The organism is Agrobacterium tumefaciens (assembly GCF_005221385.1).
Classification (GTDB): Bacteria; Pseudomonadota; Alphaproteobacteria; order Rhizobiales; family Rhizobiaceae; genus Agrobacterium; species Agrobacterium tomkonis.
In genome coordinates, this window is the sequence record NZ_CP039903.1 from 1,378,874 (window position 1) to 1,402,525 (window position 23,652).

Consider the following 23,652-nt stretch of genomic DNA (forward strand, 5'->3'; position numbering starts at 1 on the left):
GGAAAATAGCAGCGGCGTTTTGCAGAATAATTAATAACACTTTTGCCGGCAAACCAGTTGAAACATATGCTTACCCAAAAGAAAATACGGCCCCGAAGGGCCGTATTTCGCTAGCTGGCATAAAGGCGCATCAGGCGCGCAGCAGCGCATTTTCCGTATCGAAGGGGCTCTCTTCCACCACCTCGGCATCGTAAAGTGTACCGAGAATGCGGATCTTCAGCTTCGTGCCAACCGCCGCATATTCCGGCTTGAGCATGGCAAGCGCAATCGACTTGCCAATACGCCAGCCGAAGCCGCCGCTGGTGACACGGCCTGCAAGAGCGCCGTTTTCATCGGAAATCGCTTCCGAGCCGCGCGCATCGACATCCGTATTGCCCGACACGGTCAGCGTCGAAAACACGGACTTCAGGCCGGCTTCCTTATAAGCCACCAGCGCATCGCGGCCGATGAAGGGTTTTTCCGGGCGCAGGAAGCGGTCGAGACCGGATTCATAGGCGTTATATTCCACCGAAAGCTCGCGACCCATGTTGCGATAGGACTTTTCGAGCGACATGGACACCATGGCCCGGATACCAAACGGCTTGATGCCGAATTCCGCACCCGCCTCCATCAGCCGGTCGAAGATGTAATTCTGCATCTCGATCGGATGGTGCAGCTCCCAGCCCAGTTCGCCCACGAAGTTGACGCGCAGCGCATGCGCCGTCGCCACGCCAACGGAAATCTGCTTTGCCGTCAGCCACGGGAAATCCTTGTTTTCCAGACTGGTACGGGTCAGCTTCTTCAACAGATCGCGAGACTTCGGGCCGGCAAGCACCAGCACGCCGTATTTCTGGGTGATCGGCTGCAGCACCACGGAACCGTCGGTCGGCGCAAGACGGCGCAGCACGTCATGATCGTGGGCCTCAAGACCGCCAGCCGAAACCATATAAAACCGGCCAGGCGCCCATTCATAAACGGTGAACTCCACCTTCACACCGCCATTCGGCGTCAGAAGATGCGTCAGCGCAATGCGGCCGCGCTTCTTCGGCACGATATTGGCCAGAATACTGTCCAGCCAGGCACGCGCGCCGGGGCCGGACACCTCCATCTTGGCGAAGGCCGACATATCAAGCACGCCGACATTCTGAGTGACGTTCTTCACCTCATTGCCGACATGTTCGAAATAGTTCGAGCGGCGGAACGACCATTTCTCGACGATACGGCCATCCTCCAGCGGCGGCGCGTAATTGTGGCTGGTGATGACATCGGCACCCACGCCGAGGTCTTCTTCCTTGAGCGCATAACCTTCCGGCGCATACCAGTTGGCGCGTTCCCAGCCGTAGACGGAGCCGAACACGCCGCCGAGCTTCTTCAGACGGTCATAAACCGGCGTCGTCTTCAAGGGACGGGCTGCGGAACGCTCCTCATCGGGATAATGCATGGTGAAGACGTTGGCATAGGCCTCCTCATTCTTGGCAATGAGATAACCTTCCGTAGCGTGCGGTCCGAAACGGCGCGGATCGACGCCCATCAGGTCGAGCGTCGGCTCGCCATCGACGATCCATTCGGCCAGCTGCCAGCCGGCCCCACCGGCAGCGGTGATGCCGAAGGAATGGCCTTCGTTCAGCCAGAAATTCTTGAGGCCCGGTGCGGGACCGACGATCGGATTGCCGTCAGGCGTATAGGCGATCGCGCCATTATAAACCTTCTTGATACCCACTTCGCCGAAGGCCGGAACGCGGACCATGGCCGTTTCGATATGCGGCATCAGGCGGTCCAGTTCCTCCTGGAACAGCTCATATTCGCTGTCGTCAGAGGGACCATCAACATAACAGACCGGGGCGCCGACTTCGTAAGGACCGAGGATCAGGCCGCCGGCCTCCTCGCGCATGTACCAGGCCGAGTCCGATTCACGCAGAACACCCATTTCCGGCAGGCCCTGACGGCGGCGTTCCTGAATGGCCGGATGCGGCTCGGTGACGATATATTGATGCTCGACCGGAATGACCGGAATATCGATGCCTACCATCTCACCCGTCTTGCGGGCGAAGGAGCCGGTGCAGGAGATGATATGTTCGACGATGATCTCGCCTTTATCCGTTGTCACCTTCCAGTGACCGTCTTCCGTCTGCTCGATGGCGGTAACCGTGGTGTTGCGGTAGATCGTCGCCCCACGGTCACGCGCGCCTTTGGCCAACGCCTGCGTGAGGTCTGCCGGCTGGATATAACCATCATCGGGATGCTGGATGGCGCCGAGCAGCCCATCCGTCTCGCAGAGCGGCCAGATTTCCTTCACCTGCTCCGGCGTCAGCATGTTGACGCGCACGCCGATCGTCTCGGCAATGCCGGCATAATACATATATTCGTCCCAGCGATCCTTGGTACGGGCGAGACGGATATTCGAGACCTTGGAAAAGCCGACATTCATGCCAGTCTCTTCCTGCAGCTCCTCATAAAACTTCACGGAATATTTGTGGATCTGGCCCACCGAATAGCTCATGTTGAACAACGGCAAAAGGCCGGCCGCATGCCAGGTGGAACCCGAGGTCAGCTCCTTGCGCTCGATGAGCACGCTGTCGCTCCAGCCCTTTTTAGCAAGATGATAAAGCGTCGAGACGCCGACCACGCCGCCACCGATCACCACCGCCCGTGCATGTGTCTTCATTTACAGAACCCCTAAAAAGCGCCGGCATTGTCTGTCGTGCTGCCAAATCGATGAGGGGAATATGAAGCGCTCCGCTGCGGTTCAGCCGCCTGATTGCGACATGGCCATAGGGTGCTGCGACAGGCGCGAAAATGCCGTCGCTGGGGATAAGATTCAGACCGCCATCGCCTTTTGAAGACGATGGCGGCGCACATATCGGAAACTATCGACCGGAACAGAACAGTTGTCAGCCAATGACGGATTGGAGCCTGAAGCGCTGGATCAACCGGCTATCTGTTCTGCAGTTGCAATTGCAGCCCCCGCACATCCGGGCCATCCAGCTTCAGACCCTTGAGAACATCATTGCCGGGAACGATGATCGAGTCCTTGAGGACAGGACCGCCCGGCAGATTGTGTATCCCGCCGCCCCCACCGGGCGGAGGTGGTGGCGGAGGAAAAACGCCGCCACCATCCTTGCCGCAAGGTGGAATACGATAGATGCAATCATCGTTGAATTGCGCAATACCTCCACCTGTTACAGACGGACGAAGTACATCCTGCGCACCTGCCAAAAACGGAAAAAACATACCGAAGAGAAAAATGGCCCGTCTCATTTCGCAACCTCCTGCGAAGATGCACAAATCTTGGCGCGGTCTTTCACGTCCTTGCCAGCGGCGGCTTTTGCCGCTGCGTCCAGCCATGCGGGCGTGCTGTTGCGCATGCCGATGGAAACGCTGTTGAAGCCGATGACGAGCGGCCTCGCAAATTGGCTATTGGAAAAGAGGCCGGAACTGTTCGTGCTGCGAATGCTGTTGTCATTGCCGACCATGTTTTCGGCCGCTGGCTGTTGGCCCTGCGGGCCTGTGGTCGCGGCAACGGTCGCACCATCCACAGTCTTCTGGACGTCGCCCTTGCTCCCTCCCGCATCGAGGAAAGCGGCGCGTGCCCGGCCGTTGGTGACCTTCACCCCGCGTGTCAGAAACGCCTGACGGACGACCAGCAGGCGAATGTCGTAAATATAGCGCGAACCGCAATCCTCCGTCTCCGCGGTTCTCAAAATATTGCGGTTGAGGATGTAGGAGAGTTTTTCGCGAATATAGTCGTCGTCGCAATAGACCTTGGTGCCGCCATCATTGCAAAACCCCATCAGTGCATTTTGTGCATGGAAGGGATTGATCGCATAAGTCTGCACATTCTGAAGCTCGATTTCCTCGATATCCGCCCGTGCGCCACCGAAGGCGATATTGCGTAAAAGTCCTGCCATTCCTTCCTTGCGCTCTATCTTGATGACGGGAAACAGCGCGTCCTTCACCACCAGGCCCGACGTCGTTCCATCAACCGCAACCTCGGTACGCGGTTGAGCAATCGAGAGAGACTTTTTATCCTCCGACCAGGTGCTGTCGCCGAAATAAGGCGCCTCAGACTTGACCGCCAGATACCCCCGCAAATTCGGTATCTGGGTGATCTTGACGTAACGGCCGATGAAGGATTCGCTTTCGAGGTCGGTTGGCAAAGATTTGAACTTGTGGCCGGAATCCACGACCTCGGCGATGATGTCTCCCACATAGATATCCTCCTGTGGAGGATAGACCGGCTCGATACCCAATCTGCGGATGGATTCATTCCAGCGTTTCGGCAGGTAATCATCCGTCACATCGGTTTCACCCATCAGGAAAAACAGACCGGCAGAACCGACAACGACACCTGCCGCCAGCAAGGACACTCTGGCCGCATGGGGTGTCGCCCACCTCCAGGCACTCCTCAATTTTTCCCGCAGAGACGTTTTTACAGGAATTTGGCCCGGAGGCTGGGCAGGCTGGGCAGGCTGGGCAGGCTGGGCAGGCTGGGCAGGCTGGGCAGGCTGGGCAGGCTGGGCAGGCTGGGCATTCTCATCGACTGGATCCGGCATTTGAACCCCGACAGGAAAGAAATAAACTAAGTAATAACCACAATATATCAACTTGAAGTTTACATAACAATACAGTCATTGCGGGTATTTTGATTATATTTTCATGACGGAGACCGGACACGTCCGGCCGCCGTCAAGTAAAAAAGCGTCTCCGCCCCTACCCATCATTTGCCGCGACGCAATCGGGTGCGAGGCCCGCCCCGCACGCGCCTGCCCCGATGCCGGCGGCGCAACGATCAAGATCAGCCGTGGCCGCTCAATTGTCCTTGCCGGCCACTTTTGCCACGGTCTTCGGTTCGGCGACAATCCTGTCACCCGCTTTGCCGGCATCCTTTTCCGGCGGGGTTCCGGCGACCGGCGATGCCGCCCCGGTATGGGCCGCCATTGCCTTATCCCCCTCCTCTGACAGCAGCGCCGCCATCATCTGCGGGTTGGCGTCGCCTTCCACATGAATATTGAGGTTACGCTGCGGGAATGGAATATCGATGCCTTCCTCGCGGAAGCGCTGGAGGATGGCGATCCGCAGCGCATTTTTCACACCAAGCCCGGTCGACAGATCGGCAAGGTGGAACCGCAATTCGAAATCCAGCGAAAAATCGCCGAAACGAAGGAATTCCACATGCGGCTCGGGGTTGCGCAGCACCGGCGGCTGGGCACGCACCAGCTCCAGCAGAATATCCATGACCTGCTGCGGATCGGAATCATAGGCCACGGAAACCGGTATTTCCGCACGCATGATGCGGTTGCGGTGCGTCCAGTTGCCGACGGAGGAATTGATGAACTCGGAATTCGGCACGATGATCGACTGGCCCCGAAAAGTTTCGATCTCGGTTGCGCGCACGGACAGCCGCTTGACGGTGCCCTCGGTCGTCCCCGTCACCACCCAGTCGCCCACCTTGAAGGGACGTTCGACGAGAAGGATGAGGCCGGACACGAAATTCGAGACGATGTTCTGCAGGCCAAAACCGATACCGACCGAAAGGGCGGAGGCGACCAGCGCCAGGCTGGAGAGGTTGAGACCGGCGGAAGACACGCCGAAGATCGCCGCAACCGCGATGCCGAGATAACCGATGCCTGTTTTGACCGAGTTGCGCACCCCGGCATCCACCTGGCCCCGCGCCATGACGTTATTATCCAGCCATTTCTGGAACCAGCGCGTGATGATATAGCCGATAGCGAAAACGAGAACGCCGCCGAAGAGGCCGATCAGCGAGATCGAGGCATTGCCGACGGTAATGCCCGTCAGCAGGCGATAGGCCCAGCTTTCGATATCGCCCGGCTGGAAGCCCCAGGAAAACAGGATGAGCGGTACGCCGAAGGCAAGCGCCACGACATAAATACCAAGCCCTGCGGCAAGGCCGGCCTGATCGAGCGCAACCGGACCGAGACCGAAACGCCGCGCGAGATAACGCCCGGCAAGGGATTCGGCAAAGGCGCCCTGCCTCGAAATCGCCTTGCCGGACAGGATGCCGATATACATGGTTGCCAGCACGGCGCCGGTGGCGACGATCTGCGTGGCAAGGAAACGCGCAAGACCGACATAGCCCGTCAGGCACGCGCCGATGAGAATGAGACCGCCGACGCGCAGCAGGATGACCAGCCAGCGCGGCAGCCGCTGGTTGCCGGTCTCATAATCCTGCCCCTCGCCGATCATCGGCCGCAGGAACGATACGGTGAGCAGGATGATGCCGATAATGATCGAAGCGACGAAGCTTTTGGCGACGGTGACGATCAGCGGCGAATAAAGCGTCTCGCTGATCGTTCCAAACAGATAGTCGAGACCATTGACGAGCGCCATCAGCAGCACCGCCGAAGACAGCGTATGCGCGCCGCGATTGGACACCTTCAGCAGACGCCATTCAGGTTGGGTGGGTGCAAAGATCGCGTAACTCAGCCGCGATACGAAATAAACGAAGCCGAGGATCGCCATGGCCCCGAACAGGATTGGCGCTATATCGGATCGCAGCACGTTGAAATTATCGAGGAAAAACGCCGAGGTGGCCAGAAACAGGAACAGCGACAGCGACTGCACCATGGTCGACCAGAAGGCCACCGAAAGCCTTCTGAGATAAGATGGCTCGCCGGTAAAGGCCCGCCGGTCCATGCGGCTGCCGAAAAACCGGTAACCACCGACCAGAAACAGCAGCCCCGCCATGATCGACAGCATCACGGCCCCAAACATCGGCAACCGCTTGTAGCTCCACACGAACCCCGTCCAGCTGCTGAAGGCATTGCTGAGGTTGGTCACCTCGGTGACGAAGGCCGAAGAGGCGTCGCCCAGCGTCTGGGCAGAAACTTCCGTGCGCTTGAACAGGGTGGCGGCAAAAAGCGCCCGGCGAACCGCCGTGATATTGTTGGAAATCTGCGCGGCATTGGTGGCGATGCTCTCCACCTCGCCGGCAATCGCATTCACCTCGGCGCGCTCCGCCGTCAGCCGGGCGCGCTCCTCCGTCACCATGCTCGCTTCCGGCGGCTGGCCATCGGCCGGCGGCTCGCCAAGCGCATCGAGACGCGTCTTGATCTGGTCCAGCCGGGTGCGCAGCTTGGTGTTGGCCGCCGCGGCATCGGCGGCAATGCCATCGGCACGGCCCTTCATATCCACCAGATGCGCATCATCGCTGCCGCCCGCCTCCACCTGCCCGGCGATCGTTGCAACATCGGCCTTCCATTTTTCCAGTTCCGCCCGCGCCTGCTCGACTGTGGTGGCCTGGATCACGGCGGGCGCCGGCGGCGTTGTCTCCCCTTGCGCGGATGCCGGCATTGCGGGCAGCAGCAAACCGCCAAGCAGCGAAAACATCATGACCAATATCATGGCCATGGCACTGCTTCGCCCCCGACCAGGCACCGGTTCGCCGAACACCCGTCTGCCATTCATCAATCCGCCGAACATCAACCGCACATCCATGCCTTTCGTCTCTTTACGCCGTCACAGGCTTTTTAGCGCCTGCGACGGGGAAAACTACCCTCATAAAGCGAGGTTTTCCGGAGTTTACCTTGCTTTTCACCACGAGAATCATCACCTTTGATAGTGCAGCAAACATGGGAGGAAATCATGGAATCTGCTGGTATTGGCTGGATCGCAGCTATCATCATCGGTGGTGTCGCCGGGTGGCTCGCCGAACAATTCATGAAAAGCAATATGGGTGTTTTCATGAACATCCTTCTTGGAATCGTCGGCGCGATCGTCGCCAACGCCATATTGTCTGTTTTTGGAATCGTTCTGACCGGCTGGCTCGGTTATCTCATCGCCGGCTTCATCGGCGCCTGCATCCTCATCCTCATCGGCAGGGCTTTCAGACGCGGCTAGGCAAAAAGGAAAATCTGTAAAACCCCGGATTTTCAGCCTTTTCCAGCGCGACTGAAATTTTTTCGTCACAAAAATCGAAGAAATTTCATTTCCGCGCTGGACAAGCCCAAACTTCCCCTTTATAGCCCCCCTCACACCGCCACACGGTGTCGGTCGGGTGATTAGCTCAGTTGGTAGAGCAGCTGACTCTTAATCAGCGGGTCGTAGGTTCGAGCCCTACATCACCCACCAAATTCTCTTTAAATGACAAGATGTTGCGATGCTTACTTAAAGCATCGCCCGAGCGATTGAGTTCGCGCAATCTTTCCTTCCCAGCAATGCCCGCGAAAGAAACGGTACTTGTCACGGCCAATGTCGAGCCAGACAGCCCCGCCAGCGCAACAGTTCCCCGGAAAGTCTACAACTTCGTTTCCGACACGCTTTTTGTCCCGATGAAGCGCGGCTCCAATGGCCGACCGGCAATACGGCTTCCGAATTCCTCCGTGAAACGAACGGGCGCTGCCTGCTTTACCGCATCGATGGCGGAATCGATAAACGCCTGCCGTCTCGGGCTCTCCTCCTGGGGACGCGAGGCAATGACGACCACCTTGCCGCGTATCTGGCCGTCCTTGTGCAGAATGAACCGCAGCGTCACCACCAGCCCCTCGGTGTCTTCCGGTGGCACCCAGCAGGCATAGATCGCATCGAACATTTCGTTGAGATTGCTGGCAGGCGTCGAATCTTTGCAAATCCGCGACTGGCCCGAAACCGGCGTCAGAATGCCGCCAGCCAAGATGCTCAATACCACGAGACCGGGCAGCCTGAAACGACGGAATACCAAAGAAGAACGGTTGATCAAATCCAATATCCTTTATCGGGAAGCGGTCCGCCGATCTGGCCGGCCAGTCACAACCATCTTTTTGAAAAGTCGATTTCGTCAGTAAAAACCCTTGAAATATTTAATCGCAGAGAGAAAATTCGCCTGTAAATAAATCATAAATACGACGATAGAAAATACTATAATAAATAAACAATATCAAAACGAATAAATACAAAAAAATAAATTAAAAACCAGAACATAATAAAAAAATATATGAAAATATATCTATATAAAAACCATAACAAACAAAAATAATACATATTAAATCTATAATTAAGTAAAATTAAAACCGACCGAAAAAACTCTCCCCGAAAATGCGGCCTCGCGTCTTAACCAATAGCTGCGGTTTACATTGCAAGCCGCTGGTTTGGCTGTATGCATGGCCTGCCAGAACAAGGGCAAAGGGGGATATCATGACATCGAAATGGGTATTGGCAGTATTTTTCGGCACAGCAATGACGGTTGCTGGCGCGGCGCAGGCGGAAGACCTGGTGTTCACGTTGAAGAACGGCACGGGCTCCGTTCTCAACGCCTTCTACACCTCACCGGTGGGCGTTGATGACTGGGAAGACGATGTGTTCGGAAAGAAGGCGCTTGGCCCCGGGGAAGAGATGGAAATCACCATCGCCGATGGCCGCAGCGTCTGCAAATATGACATGCGCTTCGAATTCCAGGGGGATGCGCTGGAAGATCTTGAAGATACGCAGAACCTCTGCGAACTCGGCGAATATACCATCACCGAATAAGGCAATGGCGGCCCTGCCCGGCAAAGGCAGGGCCTGCGGCGGCGAAGGGTTCTGAAAACCCGGGCACCCTCCGACAGCGGCGAAGCTCCGGAAAAACCGTCGGAACGGCAATTATAGGCGTTGCCGTGCCGCCCTTTCCGCAAAGCTGTCTCAATCATCCCTATGATTGGCACGATGAGATTGATCATCAACATATTGCTGTTCGTCCTCGGCGCGGTCGGGAGCGGAATATGTGCGTTTTTATTATCGGCAGCGCTTGCCGATTCCGGGTTGCTCGGTTCCTGTTTTGAGGGAAATTGCGCTTATGCGGCGCTGTTTATGGTGCTTCCGGTCGCATGGTTCATACTTTTTGCACTTTACGTCATGGCTTTGCTGGTCTGGAGACGAAAACCGTTCCGGAATGGACGGCTCTGAAAAAGCGCGCTGCGCCACCGTCGCTACCGCGCGTTCGTTGACAGCGATCAGCACTTACCGTTAACTCCGCCTGCTGGGGGATTCGCTGCCAGTGATATGTGGGCCCGCTGGGCATTCACCATATCACCGGCCTCTGAATGTGCATGTTCCGAATTGCGTTTTGCGTTTGCTGGGCATGACGGAAAACAGGGAGACCAAAGGATGCGGGCCTCAATCAATTCCCCGTCGCTTTCGATCGACACGATGGACTATCAGGCCGAGTGCCAGTTCGCGCTGGAACCCTCTATACAGGGCCTTATTGAAAAGGCGGAAAGCGCCGGCTGGAACCGTCAGCAGGCTGCACTTGCCATCGTAGCACTCGCCAGCGAACATCTCACCGACCTGTTGTCTGCCGGTGGCCCTGCATTGTTGGATCAACGTTCCCTCTCCTGATCTCCTTTGAAGCCGGGCGGAACCAGCGCCCGCGTCATCCAGACATCATCACGAAAATCAACCCTGTGTGCCCGGAGTGTCCTCACCGACGCTGCCGGAACCCCGGGTCGCGTTGTGAAACCCCACTCAGGCGAAACCGGCCTCACGCACAATACCGCTGCAACGCCATCTGCCGTATCCGGGTAGCCGATCCCGCAGAGCGCATCGATTGCCGGTCGGCGACTGCGCCATAGTGTTGACACAGACCATCAATAATGAGAACATAAAGTGAACATTATGGAGGTCAGCGATGAACACTGCAGACGCAACCATAGAAAATGCCCTCTCCGTCGTCGCCCGCTCCCGCGATATGCGCGAGCGCGCGCTGGAACGGCGCCGCGAGTTGCAGCGGCGAACGGAAGTCATCATCACCCGGCCGCTCTATGTGCTGAAAAAGAACGACGGGCCGAAGCAGCTGTCGTTGAAACTTGACAGCTGAGCATGGCTGCGGACATCGGCTCTGTCTTGGAGCAAAGACGCGGTGCAGGGGCGATGGAAGTCCCGGCGAAATGAGGACGCGCGCAATGCCCCGTGCCAGAGAGGCTTCTCCCACAGCCTTGCTCCCGAAAGCAAATCCCGTGCGGATCGCGTCGCGCACGGGATTTTCAGAATGAAGAGGTCATCGTCTTGTCTTATTGCATGCGCTGCATTGCGGCTTCGGGCTCACCGGTCGTCGCAACCGTTGCCGCTGGAAGGCGGTCGGTCTTTTTCAGAATGACGACGGGCTTGTCCACCGGTTCCGTCGGCGGAACGATGCTTGCGGTTTTAAATTCACGGTCGACGGCAGGAACGGAAGCGTTGATCTTTTCATGACCCGCGCATTCGGCAAGCGCTGCACTGGCGGAAAAGCCAAAGACAGCGGCGATAATGAGAACTGATTTCATGTCATTCTCCCTTCGCTTTTGTGGCGCTCTCCAGTCTAGGTGGAGACGAACCGGATTGAAAATCACACTTTAGAGACATCTAAAGCAGCAAATCATTTCGGCAGTCGTCGTCATTGATGTGCATGGGAGCGATATGCTGATTGTATCGCCCTTATTTCTTGCGCACATCCAGCGGATTTCGGCAAAGCGGCCGGCGAAATATCATCGCCACATAACTTCCCTTGAGGGAAATGAGGCTGGGCGTGTAAGTCGAGACCTTTGCCGTGTTGGCGGCCTTGATCGTTCTTCCATCAGAGGAATTCTGCTGCATGGCGCGCCTCCTTCCATGAGCGATAACGAAAAAACGCCGTTCTTGTTCCGCATTGCAGCTTCGTTGGTGCGCGCGAGAAATGAAAACGTCGCCGCGTGTTTCTTCTCCCCGCCGGGGAGAAGATGGCCCGAAGGGTCAGATGAGGGGGGCAAGCTCTCCGTATATCTCTACCCTCGCCCCCTCATCCCGCTGCCGCGGACTTCTCCCCCTCGGGGAGAAGAAACAAGCTTCCCCCTCCCCGTGACATCGAACCGCGCTCCTCAAGACCCCAACGCTTGAAAATTTCGCCCAAAACCTCTATATGCCTCACCGCGAGGACGACCTCGGCCATATCGGCGACAGCATGCGGGACGGCCCGGTCACACACCGGAGAATAAATTGCGCTCCCTGCAAGATCGTATCCGCCACGCGCTCAGCTTCGAAATCATCGGCCTTCTGCTCGTCATTCCGCTCGGCGCGCTGCTCTTTGGCATGCCTATGGAAGATATCGGCATTGTCGGCCTCGTCAGCGCAACACTCGCCACGGCCTGGAACTACATCTACAATCTCGGTTTCGACCACGCCATGCAGCGCCTGAAGGGCACCACGCTGAAGACACCCGCCATTCGGGTCGCACATGCCGTGCTGTTCGAACTGGGCTTGCTGATCGTGCTGATGCCCTTCATCGCCTGGTATCTGAATATCAGCCTTGCCCACGCGCTGGTGATGGATATTTCGTTTGCGCTGTTTTACGTGGTTTATGCTTTTGTCTTCAACTGGAGCTATGACCGGATTTTCCCGCTGCCGGAATGGCAGTCGCAGGATGCCGTCTGATAGACGGCCTCGGCAAAAGACGGCCCCGGCAAAAGACAGCAAGACTTCAGCGCAGCGAGGCCCTGAAAAAGCTGACGACATCGGCGTTGAAACTGCGATGAAACTCTGCCCGGTCAAAGCCGGGCGCATCGCTGCAAATCTGCGGCAAAGCATTTGCCATGTCTGCCGGGCAAGGCGCGATGAACGAAAAATGCCCTGCCCCCTTCACCGTCCGGTAGTCCGGTTTCCCCGGCAGTTCATCGCGCAATCTAGCAATATCCTGCGGCACAACGCCATCGCCACCCTGTTCCGAACTCCACAGCTGGACGGGAATACCGATATTTTTCAGATCTTCAGCGCCGGGAAAGGCATTGAGCGGGTCCGCAACAACCGCGGCCCTTACCCGCTTATCGTGAACCCAGTCTTTCGCAACAGCGCTTTTGTCCCGCATCTGCGCGCATATGGCCGCCTGCTCGTCCGGGCACGGCAATCCGCTGTTTAAAAAATCCGGCACGCCGCCGGCAAGCACCAGCGCCGTATAACCGCCGCGCGAAAATCCGAAGACACCAATCCGCCCGGCATCGACGACGTCGGCCTCTTTCCAGTCTGTCAGCATATGATCAAGCAGGCGGACAATATCCGCTGGCCGGTCGGTCAGCGCGGAAAGTTCGCCTGCCCGCTTCATATCAATCGCATTATCGCCGGGATGATTGAGCGCCGCGACGATGAAACCGGCGTCCGCCAGCGCCGCCGCCGTATCCCGATGGCTGAAATATGTGCCGGCAAAACCATGGGAAATGACGATAAGCGGATATTTCCCGTCAACGATCGGGCAATCGCGCACCGCAGGCAGTACGAAGGGACCGATACGGGTTTCCACCGGCGCTGCCGCACAGGGCGACCAGACAGCCGCCCTGATGGGAGCTTTGCCGTCAGTGGATGGAACCTCGATCAACCGCAGGCCGGCTGCCGTGGCAGCGCCCGTCCCGGAAAGAACGGAAAGCAGAATAAGCCAAAAAACCACCAGGAATCGCATCAGAAACTCGCGGATCGGAAACATTGAATGCAAGGCCGGTCATCAACCAGCCCTACCCGAAACATAAGGCAATTTCTTATAGCGCTGATGACCGCCGCGAGGACTTAAAGCGACTTCAGCGTCCAGGCCACGATCTCGCGCGTGGCGGCGGCAAAGGCCTGATCCAGCGCCTTCACGAAATTGGCGTTGCCGGACCCACTGACACGGGCGCTGGCGCGGAATACTTCCTGCGCCTTCACCGTGCCGTTGCGGTCGTTCAGAAGCTTCACCGACATTTCGATATTGGCGATGTTTCTCGCCGTATCCACCTCGAAGGCGCGGATATCGGTCACGACCTGATAGTCGATCGCCAACCCCTGCCCCGGACGGCCGACGCCGCCGAGCTTGCCGGTGTCTTCAAAGGCTTCCACCAGCTTGGACTGCACCATGCGCGGCAGCCTGTCGCTCCATTGCGAATTGCCGAGATATTGCACTTCCGAACCGGAAAGCCGCACCACGATATTCTCGCTGTCCAGCGCCTTGAGTGCGGTCGGGTCGGCAATCAGCAATTGCCGGCCTTTCAGCGAAGGCCCCTGCGTTACCGTCGCCGAAGACACGGAAAGATCGAACGTGTCGTTCTTCGGCGCGCCAGCACAGCCGGCCAGCAGCGCGGCAAGCAGCGGAGCCAGAATGAGGGCGCGGCGTTTATGGCCGGTCATTGATCGTGTCATTGGCCCATACCCCTCTTAGCGCCTTGTTCTGCCGTCATATTGTTTCACGGTTTCGCCGCCGAAAATCAACCGCTGCGGATCGCGGTCGATATTGGTGATGGCATTGTTGAGATTGTCGACCGTCTGTCGCGTGCTGCCGATCAACGCCTGGAAATCCTTGAGGCCGGAGCTGGAGAAGCGGGTCAGATTGTCGGCGATCGGCCCGATGCGGGCATTGAGATTGTCGGCCACGGCCTTGAACGAGGTAAGCGTCTCGCGCGCCTTGGCAAACAGCGAATTGGCGTCATCGGTGCCCAGCATACCGTCCACCTTGGCAAGAATGCCATCAACGCGGCTGGAGGCGAGGTTCAGCTTGCGGCCCATGTCGGTGAAGTCGGAAACCGCCTGATCAATATCGGCGCGGCGGGCACCGACATCATCGGCAATCCGTTTGAAATTCGCCACCGCATCACGCGCATCGGCGGTTGCGGCGGAAACATCACCCACCACGGTGCTAACCTTGGCGGGATCGACGGAGGCCAGAAGTTCATCCGCACGCTTTACCACGGTCTGCACTTCCGTGCTCGCCGCCTCGAAATTACGTGCCGTGCTCTGCACGGTCTCCATGATGCCCTGGATATCGCTGGAAGCCGACGCAACATCCTTCGTCACCTTGTCGACATTCGACAGGATGGAATCGATCTTGCCGGCATCCACCGCCTTCACCAGATCCTCGATGGCGGTCAACGTGCCGTCGAGACGCACCGAGACGGACTGAACGGTGGTGGAAAGCGAGCTGAGGCTTGCAATGAAATTCTTGATGCCGTCGGAATTGGCCGCCAGCGCATCGGAGAACTTCTCGGCATTGCGCACCGTTTGCGTCAGCGGACCACGGGCATCCTGCACGAAGCCCTGCAATTCGCCGATGGCGCCATCGGCGCGTTTCAAAATCTTGTCGGCCGTGGCAAGCAGGTTGGTGACACTGGAAAGATCGGCTGTCAGCTCGGCCGGAACGCCGCTTTCGACGGCTTTCTGCAAAATGCGCTCGCCATCCTTGTTGCCGCCGGAAAGCTCGATATAGGCAGCACCCGTCAGGCCCTGAATTTCAAGCACGGCGCGTGTGGATGGGAAAACCGGCGCATCCGCCTGCACTTCGGTAAAGGCGATGGAATAAGCAGGGTCGTCGCGATCAATCGCAAGCCCGCGCACCGTACCGACCGGAATACCGTTGAAGCGTACCGGCGAGCCGACGGAAAGACCGTTGGCGGAGCCGGGAATACGCACGACGAGCTGCGCCGTCGGGCCGCCACGGCCGAATTCCGCCATCCAGTAAACGAAGCCGAATGCGGCAGCGATCACGATCAGCGTGAAAATTCCGACTATGGTGTAATTCGCCTTGGTTTCCATGCTTCTGTTACTCCACCGGATTTTCATGTTTGCCGTCCGGAAGAACGACAGAGCGCGCCCGTTTGCCGCGGAAATAGGACTGCACCCACGGGTCGTCGCAGGCGAACATGTCCTGCAATGTCCCTTCCACCAGAACCCGCTTATCGCCGAGAACCGCGATGCGGTCGCAGACGGAAAACAGGCTGTCGAGGTCGTGCGTCACCATATAGACGGTCAGGCCGAGCGAATCACGCAGGCGCGCGATCAGCATATCAAATTCCGCCGCCCCGATGGGATCGAGGCCGGATGTCGGCTCATCAAGGAAGACGAGGTCGGGATCGAGCGACAATGCCCGGGCAAGGGCTGCGCGCTTGATCATGCCGCCTGACAGTTCCGACGGGTACTTGTCGCCGGCATCGGGCTTCAGCCCGACCATCTCGATCTTCAGATAAGCAAGCTCATCCATCAGCTTCTTCGGCAGGTCCAGATATTCCCGCATCGGCAGCTGGATGTTTTCCTTCACCGTCAGGCCGGAAAACAGCGCGCCCTGCTGGAACAGCACGCCAAGACGCTGGTCAAGCATCATGCGGTCGTCTTCGCTCGCCTTGTCGTAATCGGTACCGAGAATGCGGATCGCACCCGCCTGCCGTGGCAGGAGCCGCAAAATCGCCCGCATCAACACGGATTTGCCAGCACCAGAGGGGCCGATAAAGCCGAGGATTTCACCGCGATAGACATCGAGATCGAGATTTTCGAGCACGTTCCGGCCGTTGAAACCAACGGTCACGCCCTCGACGGAAAGCACGATCTCGCGCCCGTCTTTCCCGGTCTTGATCTGTTGCTGTGTCTGGTCCTGCTGCTCCAACGCGCCCTCCCTAAAAATCGATGGCTGCGTAGAAGATGGCGAAAAGACCATCGACCAGAATGACGACGAAGATCGACTTCACCACCGAGGAGGTGACATGCTGACCGAGCGATTCCGCCGAACCACCCACCTTCATGCCTTCCACCGCCGCGACGATGCCGATAATGAGCGCCATGAACGGCGCCTTGATCATGCCGGCGGCAATGGTCGATTCCTCGACAGCGCCATGCAGGCGCGACAGGAACACCTCGAAAGTGATGCCGGAATAAAGCAGCGCCACGATGGCCGCACCGAAAAGCGCTGCAAAATTGGCGAGAATGGTCAAAAGCGGCAGCGCGATGGTCAGCGCCACCAGCCGCGGAAACACCAGCACACCCACGGGGTTGAGACCGATCACCTTTAGCGCGTCGATTTCCTCGCGCATCTTCATCGAGCCGATTTCCGCCGTAATCGCGCTGCCGGAACGGCCGGCGATCATGATCGCGGTCAGAAGCACGCCGATTTCACGCAATTGCAGAATGCCGACCAGATCGACGACGAAGACCTCGGCGCCGAAATATCTGAGCTGGAACGCGCCCTGCTGGGCGATGATCGCGCCGATCAAAAACGACATCAGCATGATGATCGGCACGGCGCGCACGCCCATATGGTCGATCTGGTTGACGATCGCCGCCGGCGAGACGCCTCGCCCGCGCCCGAGCTTCATCTGCGCGCCGCGCACGGCGGAGCCGAGAATATACATGCCCGCCAGGAAATCCGCGCCGTTCTGAACCACGGCCTGGCCGATCGGCGCGAAGATGCGTTCCACCAGCCCCGGTTTGGCGACCGGCTCGCCCTGCATCTCCGCCTTATCGGGCAATTGACCGATGACGTCCTCGATCCGGTCGTTGCCGGTGAACGTAACAGTTGCGCCGTTCGCCTCGATATCCTTGCGCAGGCGCTGGATGATCCACGCACCCGTCGTGTCGATGGCTTCGACAGCGGAAAGATCGATCTCGACGGAGCCGCCGGATTTGTTTTTTTCGATCCTGTCGAGGCTTTCGAAAATTCCGGAGAGATTGCTGTTGCGCCAGGAACCGCTCATGACATAACGCAAGCCGCCGCCGGAGACGGAACCGTCTTCGGTGATTGCGGCCGGGTTCGCCTGTTGCCGTGTGTCCTGTTCTTGCATAATGCTCCGAGCGAGTGCAGCCGTCACGAGATTCTTAAAGGTTTCATAACGTTTTGGCCTCCGGCAAGCCACAGTGACGGCTGACAATTCGTGATAAATTTGGCGTCATGTGTCTTTTGCCGCCCAATCGGAAGTGAAAAAAAATGCCCCGTTACCTGCAAGCCACAACAGAACGCTTCCCCGTCGCCGGCAGCTTCACCATCTCACGCGGCACCCGCACGCATGCGGATGTCGTAACGTGCACCATCCGTGAAGGTTCCTTCGTCGGCAAAGGTGAATGCGTGCCCTATCCGCGTTATGGCGAAAGCATCGAGGGTGTCCTTGCCGATATCGAGGTGATGGCAGAGCGGATAGCCGCCGGCCTGACACGGCAGGAATTGCAGCAGGCGATGAAACCGGGTGCGGCCCGCAATGCGGTCGATTGCGCGCTCTGGGACCTTGAGGCGAAGATCAGCGACCGGAGCGCTGCCGAACAGGTTCTCGGACAGGCGGCAAAGCCGCTCGTCACCGCCTATACGATTTCGCTTGCCGACCCTGAAACAATGGCCGCGAAGACCGCGGAAAATGCAGGCCGTCCGCTGCTGAAGATCAAGACCGGCACCACTGACGACGAAGCCCGCCTGCGGGCCGTACGCGCGGCCGCACCCGAAGCGCGCATCATCATAGACGCCAATGAAGGTTGGAATGACGAGAATATTGAATATTATCTGAGACTTGCAGCAGAACTGAAGATATCGCTGATCGAGCAGCCGCTGCCCGCCGGCAAGGATGATATCCTCGCCCGCATCGATCATCCGGTGCTGATCTGCGCCGACGAAAGCGTGCATTCGACCAAGGACCTCGCCGGCCTGCGCGACCGCTACGATGCGATCAACATCAAGCTCGACAAGACCGGCGGCCTGACGGAAGCGCTTGTCATGAAGGCGGAGGCCGAAAGGCTCGGTTTCACCATCATGGTCGGCTGTATGCTCGGCACCTCGCTCGGCATGGCCCCGGCCGTGCTGGCCGCGCAGGGCACGGCCTTTGCCGATCTCGATGGGCCGCTGCTGCTGGCTGAGGATCGTGATCCGGGGCTGGTTTATGAGGGCTCGCTGGTCTATCCGGCGCAGCCGGAACTGTGGGGGTAACGCCAGAATACTGACGATGAAATAAACAAGATGGAACGCGAACCTCGCCGCTTGTTTCTTCTCCCCGCCGGGGAGAAGGTGGCCCGAAAGGTCGGATGAGGGGGCGCCGTTGCCGGATTTCGGAGAGCTCGCCCCCTCATCCCGCTGCCGCGACCTTCTCCCCGGCGGGGAGAAGAAACAAGCGGCGACCGCTCATCCCACACGAGCGCGCATTGATCTCAAGGAAACACCGAAGGCCAGGTACTCCTTTAGCCCACAGGCCCCAACTCAGGCTGCGTGCTTGCCGATCAGCCCCGGAATATCCACCGGCTCCATCTCATCCGATGCCTGTCCGGCGGTGGCGTCGCTGGTCTGCATCCAGGTGATCAGCTCGAAGCTGCCATCGGCATTTTCAGCAATCGCCGTGCAGCTTTCCACCCAGTCGCCGGTGTTGATGTAGCGGATGCCGTCCATGTCTTCCATGACAGCGTGGTGGATGTGCCCACAGATCACGCCATCGACATTGTTGCGCCGTGCCTCGTCAGCCACCACGCGCTGGAATTCGCCGATGAAGTTGACGGCGTGTTTGACCTGCAGCTTGGCCCAGGCCGAAAACGACCAGTAAGGCAGGCCGATGCGACGGCGCACGGCGGCAATGGCGATGTTGATGGCGATCGCCGCGTCATAAGCCCAGTCGCCGAGATAGGCGAGCAGGCGGGCGTTGCGAACCACGACGTCGAACTCGTCGCCATGGATGACCAGATATTTCTTGCCGTCGGCCGCCTCGTGGATCATGCGCTCGGCCACTTCGATGCCGCCGAAATGCATGCCGGGGAACTCCCGCAGGAATTCATCGTGGTTGCCGGGAATATAGATGATGCGCGTGCCCTTGCGGGCCTTGCGCAGCAGCTTCTGCACCACGTCATTACAGCCCTGCGGCCAGTACCAGCTGCGGCGCAGGCGCCAGCCGTCGACGATGTCGCCGACCATGATGATCGTCTCGGCTTCGTGATACTTTAGGAAGTCGAGCAGGAAATCCGTCTTGGCCGCCTTGGAGCCAAGATGAACATCCGAAATGAAAAGCGTTCTGAACTGTCTGGTTTCGATTTGACCGGCCACGGATTTCATCCCCCTGTTCGGTTGCGTCCCTGCGGCTTTCTTACCTCTCAGAACCAGACTCGTGTTTCAGCAACATGACAGAGGCCGGTTTTTGTATGGAATATGACGGATGGCTTCACGAAAACGCGAATAAGCCATGCCCGTATTTGCATGAATGTGCGTCAAATAACGGCTGTACCATGGGGAAGTTTGTTGTATTCAGGGGGCCGGAATGAAACCAGACATGACGGTGGAAGAATGACCTCTCACGATAAGAACAACACGCCCGCCAACACGGCAAAGGCCGACATCGAGGAACAGGCGCTCTTTTTCCACCGCTATCCGCGCCCCGGCAAACTGGAAATCCAGGCCACCAAGCCGCTCGGCAACCAGCGCGATCTGGCGCTGGCCTATTCGCCAGGTGTGGCCGCCCCCTGCCTCGCCATCCATGAAAATCCGGAAATGGCGGCGGATTATACCGCCCGCGCCAACCTCGTCGCCGTCATCTCCAACGGCACGGCGGTGCTGGGGCTTGGCAATATCGGCCCGCTCGCTTCCAAGCCTGTCATGGAAGGCAAGGCCGTCCTCTTCAAGAAATTCGCCGGCATCGACGTCTTCGACATCGAGATCGACGCGCCCGGCATCAATGACATGGTGTCGACCATCGCAGCGCTTGAGCCCACCTTCGGCGGCATCAACCTTGAGGATATCAAGGCGCCGGAATGTTTCGAGGTGGAACGCCAGCTGCGCGAGAAGATGAATATCCCCGTCTTCCACGATGATCAGCATGGCACCGCGATCATCGTCGCCGCCGCTGTCACCAATGCGCTGGAACTGGCCGGCAAGTCTCTGTCCAGCGTCAAGATCGTCGCTTCCGGCGCCGGTGCGGCAGCTCTCGCCTGCCTCAACCTGCTTGTCGCCATGGGCGCCAACAAAGAGAATATCTGGGTCCACGATATCGAAGGCCTGGTTTATGACGGCCGTAACACGCTGATGGACGAGTGGAAGGAAGTCTACGCCCAGAAGACCGACAAGCGCGTGCTGGCTGACTCGATCGACGGCGCCGATGTCTTCCTCGGCCTTTCCGCCGCTGGCGTGCTGAAACCGGAACTCCTGGAGCGCATGGCGGAAAATCCGCTTATCCTTGCGCTTGCCAACCCCAATCCGGAAATCATGCCCGAAGTCGCGCGTGCCGCACGCCCGGACGCCATGATCTGCACCGGCCGTTCGGATTTCCCGAACCAGGTCAACAACGTACTCTGCTTCCCCTATATCTTCCGCGGCGCGCTGGATTGCGGTGCGACGACCATCAACGAGGAAATGAAGATGGCCGCCGTGCAGGCCATCGCCGAACTCGCGCGGGAGGAAGTCTCCGAAGTGGCGGCCAGAGCCTATAGCGGTGAAACCCCGGTCTTCGGCCCGACCTATCTCATCCCCTCGCCCTTCGATCCACGCCTCATCCTGCGCATTGCGCCCGCCGTTGCCCGCGCCGCTGCCGCAAGCGGCGTCGCTGCCCGGCCGATCACCGATTTCGAAGCCTATTTCGACCAGCTGAACCGTTTCGTCTGGCGCTCCGGCTTCATCATGAAGCCGGTCTTCAATGCCGCCAAGGCCGCCGAAAAGAAGCGCATCATCTTTGCCGAAGGCGAAGACGAACGCGTGCTGCGCGCCGCCCAGGTTCTGCTGGAAGAGGGTACCGGCATCCCGATCCTCATCGGCCGCCCGCAGATCATCGAGACGCGCCTGAAGCGCTTCGGCCTGCGCATCCGCCCGCATACGGATTTCGCCGTGGTCAATCCGGAAGACGATCCGCGTTACCGCGATTATGTCGATGATTATTTCGCGTTGGTCGGCCGCGCCGGCATCAACCCGGAAGCGGCGCGTACCATCGTGCGCACCAACTCCACCGTCATCGGCGCGCTGTCGGTCAAGCGCGGCGAAGCGGATGCGCTGATCTGCGGCCTCGAAGGCCGTTATGACCGCCATCTGCGCGACGTGAACCAGATCATCGGCAAGCAGGAGAACGTGCGCTCCTTTGCGGGCCTCAGCCTGCTCATCACCCAGCAGGGCGCGCTGTTCCTCACCGATACTTTCGTGAATAACGATCCGACATCAGAGGAAGTGGCGGAGATGGCCATTCTTGCGGCCAAGGAAATTCGCCGCTTCGGCATCACGCCGAAGATCGCGCTCGCCAGCCACTCCAACTTCGGCTCGCGGGACTCGGAAAGCGCCCGCAAGATGCGCCGCGCGCTGAAGATCGTGCAGGCGGCAGCCCCCGAGCTGGAAGTGGACGGCGAAATGCAGGGCGGCTCGGCGCTCTCGGAAGCGCTGCGCAAGCGGGCGATGCCGAACAGCGTGCTGACCGGTGAGGCGAACCTTCTGGTCTTCCCGAACCTTGATGCCGCCAACATCACGCTCGGCGTCACCCGCACCCTGACGGAAGGCCTGCATGTCGGCCCGATCCTGCTCGGCACGGCCCTGCCCGCCCACATCCTGTCGCCCAGCGTCACCTCACGCGGCGTCGTCAACATGGCGGCCTTTGCCGTGGTGCAGGCATCACATCCTTCGGTGTGAGGGCGCATTAACGCAATTTTGAACAAGCTGTTGCCGCATTGCGGCAACAGCTTATGTTATCTTCCTGAAACACGGATTTCGTGAAGTATAACGCCCCTGCCACCGGCTGGGGACATTAAACGGATCGCACAATTGACCCGGCGCAGCCGCATCATCGGCCTCCTGCTTCCCCTTGTTTTCCTCGCCCCGGCCGCCGCCTTCGCGGATCAGGTCTGCGATACGCTTTATGCTCAATTGCGCGAACCGCCACGCGTCATCGGCAATGCGTCAGAGGTGCGGCGTTACGCCAATGCGCTTGCCCGCCAGAACATCGTCGTGCGCAAGATCAGGAACGATATGCGCAGCTATGGCTGCTCCTCGGGCAGCGTCATTGTCTACGGTAACCCCAACGCCGGCCTCTGCGCCGAAATCGGCGATGCGCTGGTGGACGCCGAGGCCGAACGTGACGCCATCATTCGTGACCGTGACGATGCGATGGCGGCTCAGCGCAGCGATGATGGCGGCATCAGGCGCCAGCGCATTCTCGCCGCGCTCGACGCCAATGGCTGCAGCGCGATGCCGGAAACGGACACGCAACCGCCGCAAGCGCCCGATGTGACCCGTTATCCTGACGCGTTCCGCCAGCCGGACAATCAGCCGGGACAGGCGGGCCTGTCGCCATACCCCAATGCCGCCGCCGAGGGCGGACTTCGCACCCTTTGCGTGCGCACCTGCGACGGTTCGTTTTTCCCGATCGCCTCCAATGCTTCGCCGCTCGACTTTCGCGCCCAGGCAGAGCAATGCCAGAAAATGTGCCCGGGTACTGAGACCGAGCTTTATTTCCACTCCATGACGGATCAGGAGACCTCCGACATGGTCTCGGCCGAAACCGGCAAACCCTACAAGGACCTGCCCCCCGCCTTCGCCTATCGCAACGCGTCTGCGAAAGCGCCCGGCTGCGCCTGCAACATGGCCGCCTATCACGAGGACATGCAAAAGCAGGAAGAGGCCGCCCGACCGCAGGCCGAAAAGCCCTATTCCGGCATCACCACCATTCCATCACCGCAAGGTGACAAGCCGAAGGAACCGGCCGAACAGCAACAGGCCGCAAGACCGCCGGAGCAACCGATTCCTGAACGCGACTATGATCCGAACGACGCAAAAGTGCGCGTTATCGGCCCGAAGTTCCTGCCGGACCAGACAGGCCGGATCGACCTGAAGAACCCGGCGCTGAAGGGTATACAACCGCAGCAGTGAAGAGACCGGTCTTCCCTGCCTGCGTCACTTCCGTACAGGCTGAGTGTCTCCCGACCTGCTTTGACGCATCTTCGTGGATGCAGAAAACACATTCTTCACCTCATTCTCCGGCAAATATTCATATATAAGTTGTACTCACAAACGCGATTGACTTCGCCATAAAGGTGCATAGTATA

Annotated in this window: 23 protein-coding genes and 1 tRNA gene; 11 read left to right on the forward strand and 13 right to left on the reverse strand. The window is 58.9% G+C overall.

What is annotated here, in order from left to right:
* Positions 1 to 130: 130 nt before the first annotated feature.
* The 4 genes from CFBP6623_RS06900 to CFBP6623_RS06915 all read right to left on the reverse strand — a co-directional run bounded on the left by CFBP6623_RS06900 (position 131) and on the right by CFBP6623_RS06915 (position 7,437).
* Positions 131 to 2,644 (reverse strand): GcvT family protein, encoded by a 2,514-nt coding sequence (locus tag CFBP6623_RS06900; protein WP_046800050.1) that lies wholly within the window; start codon positions 2,642 to 2,644, stop codon positions 131 to 133.
* 269 nt (positions 2,645 to 2,913) lie between these two features.
* Positions 2,914 to 3,237, reverse strand: a complete 324-nt coding sequence (locus CFBP6623_RS06905) for a hypothetical protein (RefSeq protein WP_046800049.1) — start codon at positions 3,235 to 3,237, stop codon at positions 2,914 to 2,916.
* Positions 3,234 to 4,346 carry a hypothetical protein gene (locus CFBP6623_RS06910; protein ID WP_232370410.1) on the reverse strand — a complete coding sequence of 371 codons (1,113 nt, stop codon included), beginning with the start codon at positions 4,344 to 4,346 and terminating at the stop codon, positions 3,234 to 3,236. The genes CFBP6623_RS06905 and CFBP6623_RS06910 overlap by 4 nt, the downstream gene beginning before the upstream one ends.
* 442 nt (positions 4,347 to 4,788) lie before the next feature.
* Positions 4,789 to 7,437, reverse strand: coding sequence for a mechanosensitive ion channel family protein (locus CFBP6623_RS06915; RefSeq protein WP_062653892.1), 2,649 nt, complete (start codon positions 7,435 to 7,437; stop codon positions 4,789 to 4,791).
* Between CFBP6623_RS06915 and CFBP6623_RS06920 the strand changes: the two genes are divergently transcribed.
* The 3 genes from CFBP6623_RS06920 (at position 7,331) to CFBP6623_RS06930 (ending at position 8,070) form a co-directional block, all read left to right on the forward strand.
* Positions 7,331 to 7,558 carry a hypothetical protein gene (locus CFBP6623_RS06920; RefSeq protein ID WP_137002514.1) on the forward strand — a complete coding sequence of 76 codons (228 nt, stop codon included), beginning with the start codon at positions 7,331 to 7,333 and terminating at the stop codon, positions 7,556 to 7,558. The two genes, CFBP6623_RS06915 and CFBP6623_RS06920, sit on opposite strands and share 107 nt — an antisense overlap.
* 26 nt (positions 7,559 to 7,584) lie before the next feature.
* A complete protein-coding gene (locus CFBP6623_RS06925) occupies positions 7,585 to 7,839 on the forward strand; it encodes a GlsB/YeaQ/YmgE family stress response membrane protein (RefSeq protein ID WP_003524764.1) in 255 nt (84 codons plus the stop codon).
* Between the two features lie 155 nt (positions 7,840 to 7,994).
* A tRNA-Lys gene (locus CFBP6623_RS06930) sits at positions 7,995 to 8,070 on the forward strand.
* Between the two features lie 166 nt (positions 8,071 to 8,236).
* Here the strand turns inward: CFBP6623_RS06930 and CFBP6623_RS06935 are convergent.
* Complete coding sequence (locus CFBP6623_RS06935) at positions 8,237 to 8,677, reverse strand: hypothetical protein (RefSeq protein WP_080842070.1); 441 nt, start codon at positions 8,675 to 8,677, stop codon at positions 8,237 to 8,239.
* Positions 8,678 to 9,111: 434 nt separating this feature from the next.
* Here CFBP6623_RS06935 and CFBP6623_RS06940 point away from each other — a divergent pair, with 434 nt between their 5' ends.
* The 4 genes from CFBP6623_RS06940 (at position 9,112) to CFBP6623_RS06955 (ending at position 10,768) form a co-directional block, all read left to right on the forward strand.
* Positions 9,112 to 9,444, forward strand: coding sequence for a hypothetical protein (locus tag CFBP6623_RS06940; protein WP_046798390.1), 333 nt, complete (start codon positions 9,112 to 9,114; stop codon positions 9,442 to 9,444).
* 162 nt (positions 9,445 to 9,606) lie between these two features.
* The gene (locus tag CFBP6623_RS06945; RefSeq protein ID WP_046798389.1) at positions 9,607 to 9,858 is read left to right on the forward strand and encodes a hypothetical protein; all 252 of its coding nucleotides are present in this window, start codon (positions 9,607 to 9,609) and stop codon (positions 9,856 to 9,858) included.
* Positions 9,859 to 10,059: 201 nt separating this feature from the next.
* Positions 10,060 to 10,290 carry a hypothetical protein gene (locus CFBP6623_RS06950; protein WP_046798388.1) on the forward strand — a complete coding sequence of 77 codons (231 nt, stop codon included), beginning with the start codon at positions 10,060 to 10,062 and terminating at the stop codon, positions 10,288 to 10,290.
* Positions 10,291 to 10,579: 289 nt separating this feature from the next.
* Positions 10,580 to 10,768, forward strand: coding sequence for a hypothetical protein (locus tag CFBP6623_RS06955; protein ID WP_046798387.1), 189 nt, complete (start codon positions 10,580 to 10,582; stop codon positions 10,766 to 10,768).
* 193 nt (positions 10,769 to 10,961) lie between these two features.
* Here the strand turns inward: CFBP6623_RS06955 and CFBP6623_RS06960 are convergent, their stop codons facing one another.
* Both CFBP6623_RS06960 and CFBP6623_RS26745 read right to left on the reverse strand, forming a co-directional pair.
* On the reverse strand, positions 10,962 to 11,213 hold the full coding sequence (locus CFBP6623_RS06960) for a hypothetical protein (RefSeq protein WP_046798386.1): 252 nt from the start codon (positions 11,211 to 11,213) through the stop codon (positions 10,962 to 10,964).
* A 151-nt stretch (positions 11,214 to 11,364) separates the two neighbouring features.
* Positions 11,365 to 11,523, reverse strand: a complete 159-nt coding sequence (locus tag CFBP6623_RS26745) for a hypothetical protein (RefSeq protein WP_167379148.1) — start codon at positions 11,521 to 11,523, stop codon at positions 11,365 to 11,367.
* Positions 11,524 to 11,901: 378 nt separating this feature from the next.
* Here CFBP6623_RS26745 and CFBP6623_RS06965 point away from each other — a divergent pair, with 378 nt between their 5' ends.
* On the forward strand, positions 11,902 to 12,336 hold the full coding sequence (locus CFBP6623_RS06965) for a PACE efflux transporter (RefSeq protein ID WP_046798385.1): 435 nt from the start codon (positions 11,902 to 11,904) through the stop codon (positions 12,334 to 12,336).
* 46 nt (positions 12,337 to 12,382) lie between these two features.
* Here the strand turns inward: CFBP6623_RS06965 and CFBP6623_RS06970 are convergent, their stop codons facing one another.
* From CFBP6623_RS06970 to CFBP6623_RS06990, 5 genes are all read right to left on the reverse strand, one after another.
* Positions 12,383 to 13,351, reverse strand: a complete 969-nt coding sequence (locus tag CFBP6623_RS06970; protein ID WP_080842591.1) for an alpha/beta hydrolase family protein — start codon at positions 13,349 to 13,351, stop codon at positions 12,383 to 12,385.
* A gap of 104 nt (positions 13,352 to 13,455) precedes the next feature.
* Positions 13,456 to 14,061 (reverse strand): ABC-type transport auxiliary lipoprotein family protein, encoded by a 606-nt coding sequence (locus CFBP6623_RS06975; protein WP_046798384.1) that lies wholly within the window; start codon positions 14,059 to 14,061, stop codon positions 13,456 to 13,458.
* A 15-nt stretch (positions 14,062 to 14,076) separates the two neighbouring features.
* Positions 14,077 to 15,447, reverse strand: coding sequence for an MlaD family protein (locus CFBP6623_RS06980; protein ID WP_046798383.1), 1,371 nt, complete (start codon positions 15,445 to 15,447; stop codon positions 14,077 to 14,079).
* A gap of 7 nt (positions 15,448 to 15,454) precedes the next feature.
* The gene (locus tag CFBP6623_RS06985) at positions 15,455 to 16,291 is read right to left on the reverse strand and encodes an ABC transporter ATP-binding protein (protein ID WP_046798382.1); all 837 of its coding nucleotides are present in this window, start codon (positions 16,289 to 16,291) and stop codon (positions 15,455 to 15,457) included.
* A gap of 10 nt (positions 16,292 to 16,301) precedes the next feature.
* Positions 16,302 to 17,462 (reverse strand): ABC transporter permease, encoded by a 1,161-nt coding sequence (locus tag CFBP6623_RS06990; RefSeq protein WP_080842068.1) that lies wholly within the window; start codon positions 17,460 to 17,462, stop codon positions 16,302 to 16,304.
* Between the two features lie 143 nt (positions 17,463 to 17,605).
* Here CFBP6623_RS06990 and dgcA point away from each other — a divergent pair, with 143 nt between their 5' ends.
* Positions 17,606 to 18,589: an N-acetyl-D-Glu racemase DgcA gene (gene dgcA / locus CFBP6623_RS06995; protein ID WP_080842067.1), complete on the forward strand. Its 984-nt coding sequence runs from the start codon at positions 17,606 to 17,608 to the stop codon at positions 18,587 to 18,589.
* 267 nt (positions 18,590 to 18,856) lie between these two features.
* Here dgcA and CFBP6623_RS07000 read toward each other — a convergent pair whose 3' ends face one another.
* Positions 18,857 to 19,696: a UDP-2,3-diacylglucosamine diphosphatase gene (locus CFBP6623_RS07000; RefSeq protein WP_046798379.1), complete on the reverse strand. Its 840-nt coding sequence runs from the start codon at positions 19,694 to 19,696 to the stop codon at positions 18,857 to 18,859.
* Positions 19,697 to 19,924: 228 nt separating this feature from the next.
* Between CFBP6623_RS07000 and CFBP6623_RS07005 the strand changes: the two genes are divergently transcribed.
* Both CFBP6623_RS07005 and CFBP6623_RS07010 read left to right on the forward strand, forming a co-directional pair.
* Entirely contained in the window at positions 19,925 to 22,240 is a 2,316-nt protein-coding gene (locus CFBP6623_RS07005) for an NADP-dependent malic enzyme (RefSeq protein WP_046798378.1), read from the forward strand.
* Between the two features lie 132 nt (positions 22,241 to 22,372).
* Positions 22,373 to 23,476, forward strand: a complete 1,104-nt coding sequence (locus CFBP6623_RS07010; RefSeq protein WP_167379146.1) for a DUF2865 domain-containing protein — start codon at positions 22,373 to 22,375, stop codon at positions 23,474 to 23,476.
* Positions 23,477 to 23,652: the final 176 nt, after the last annotated feature.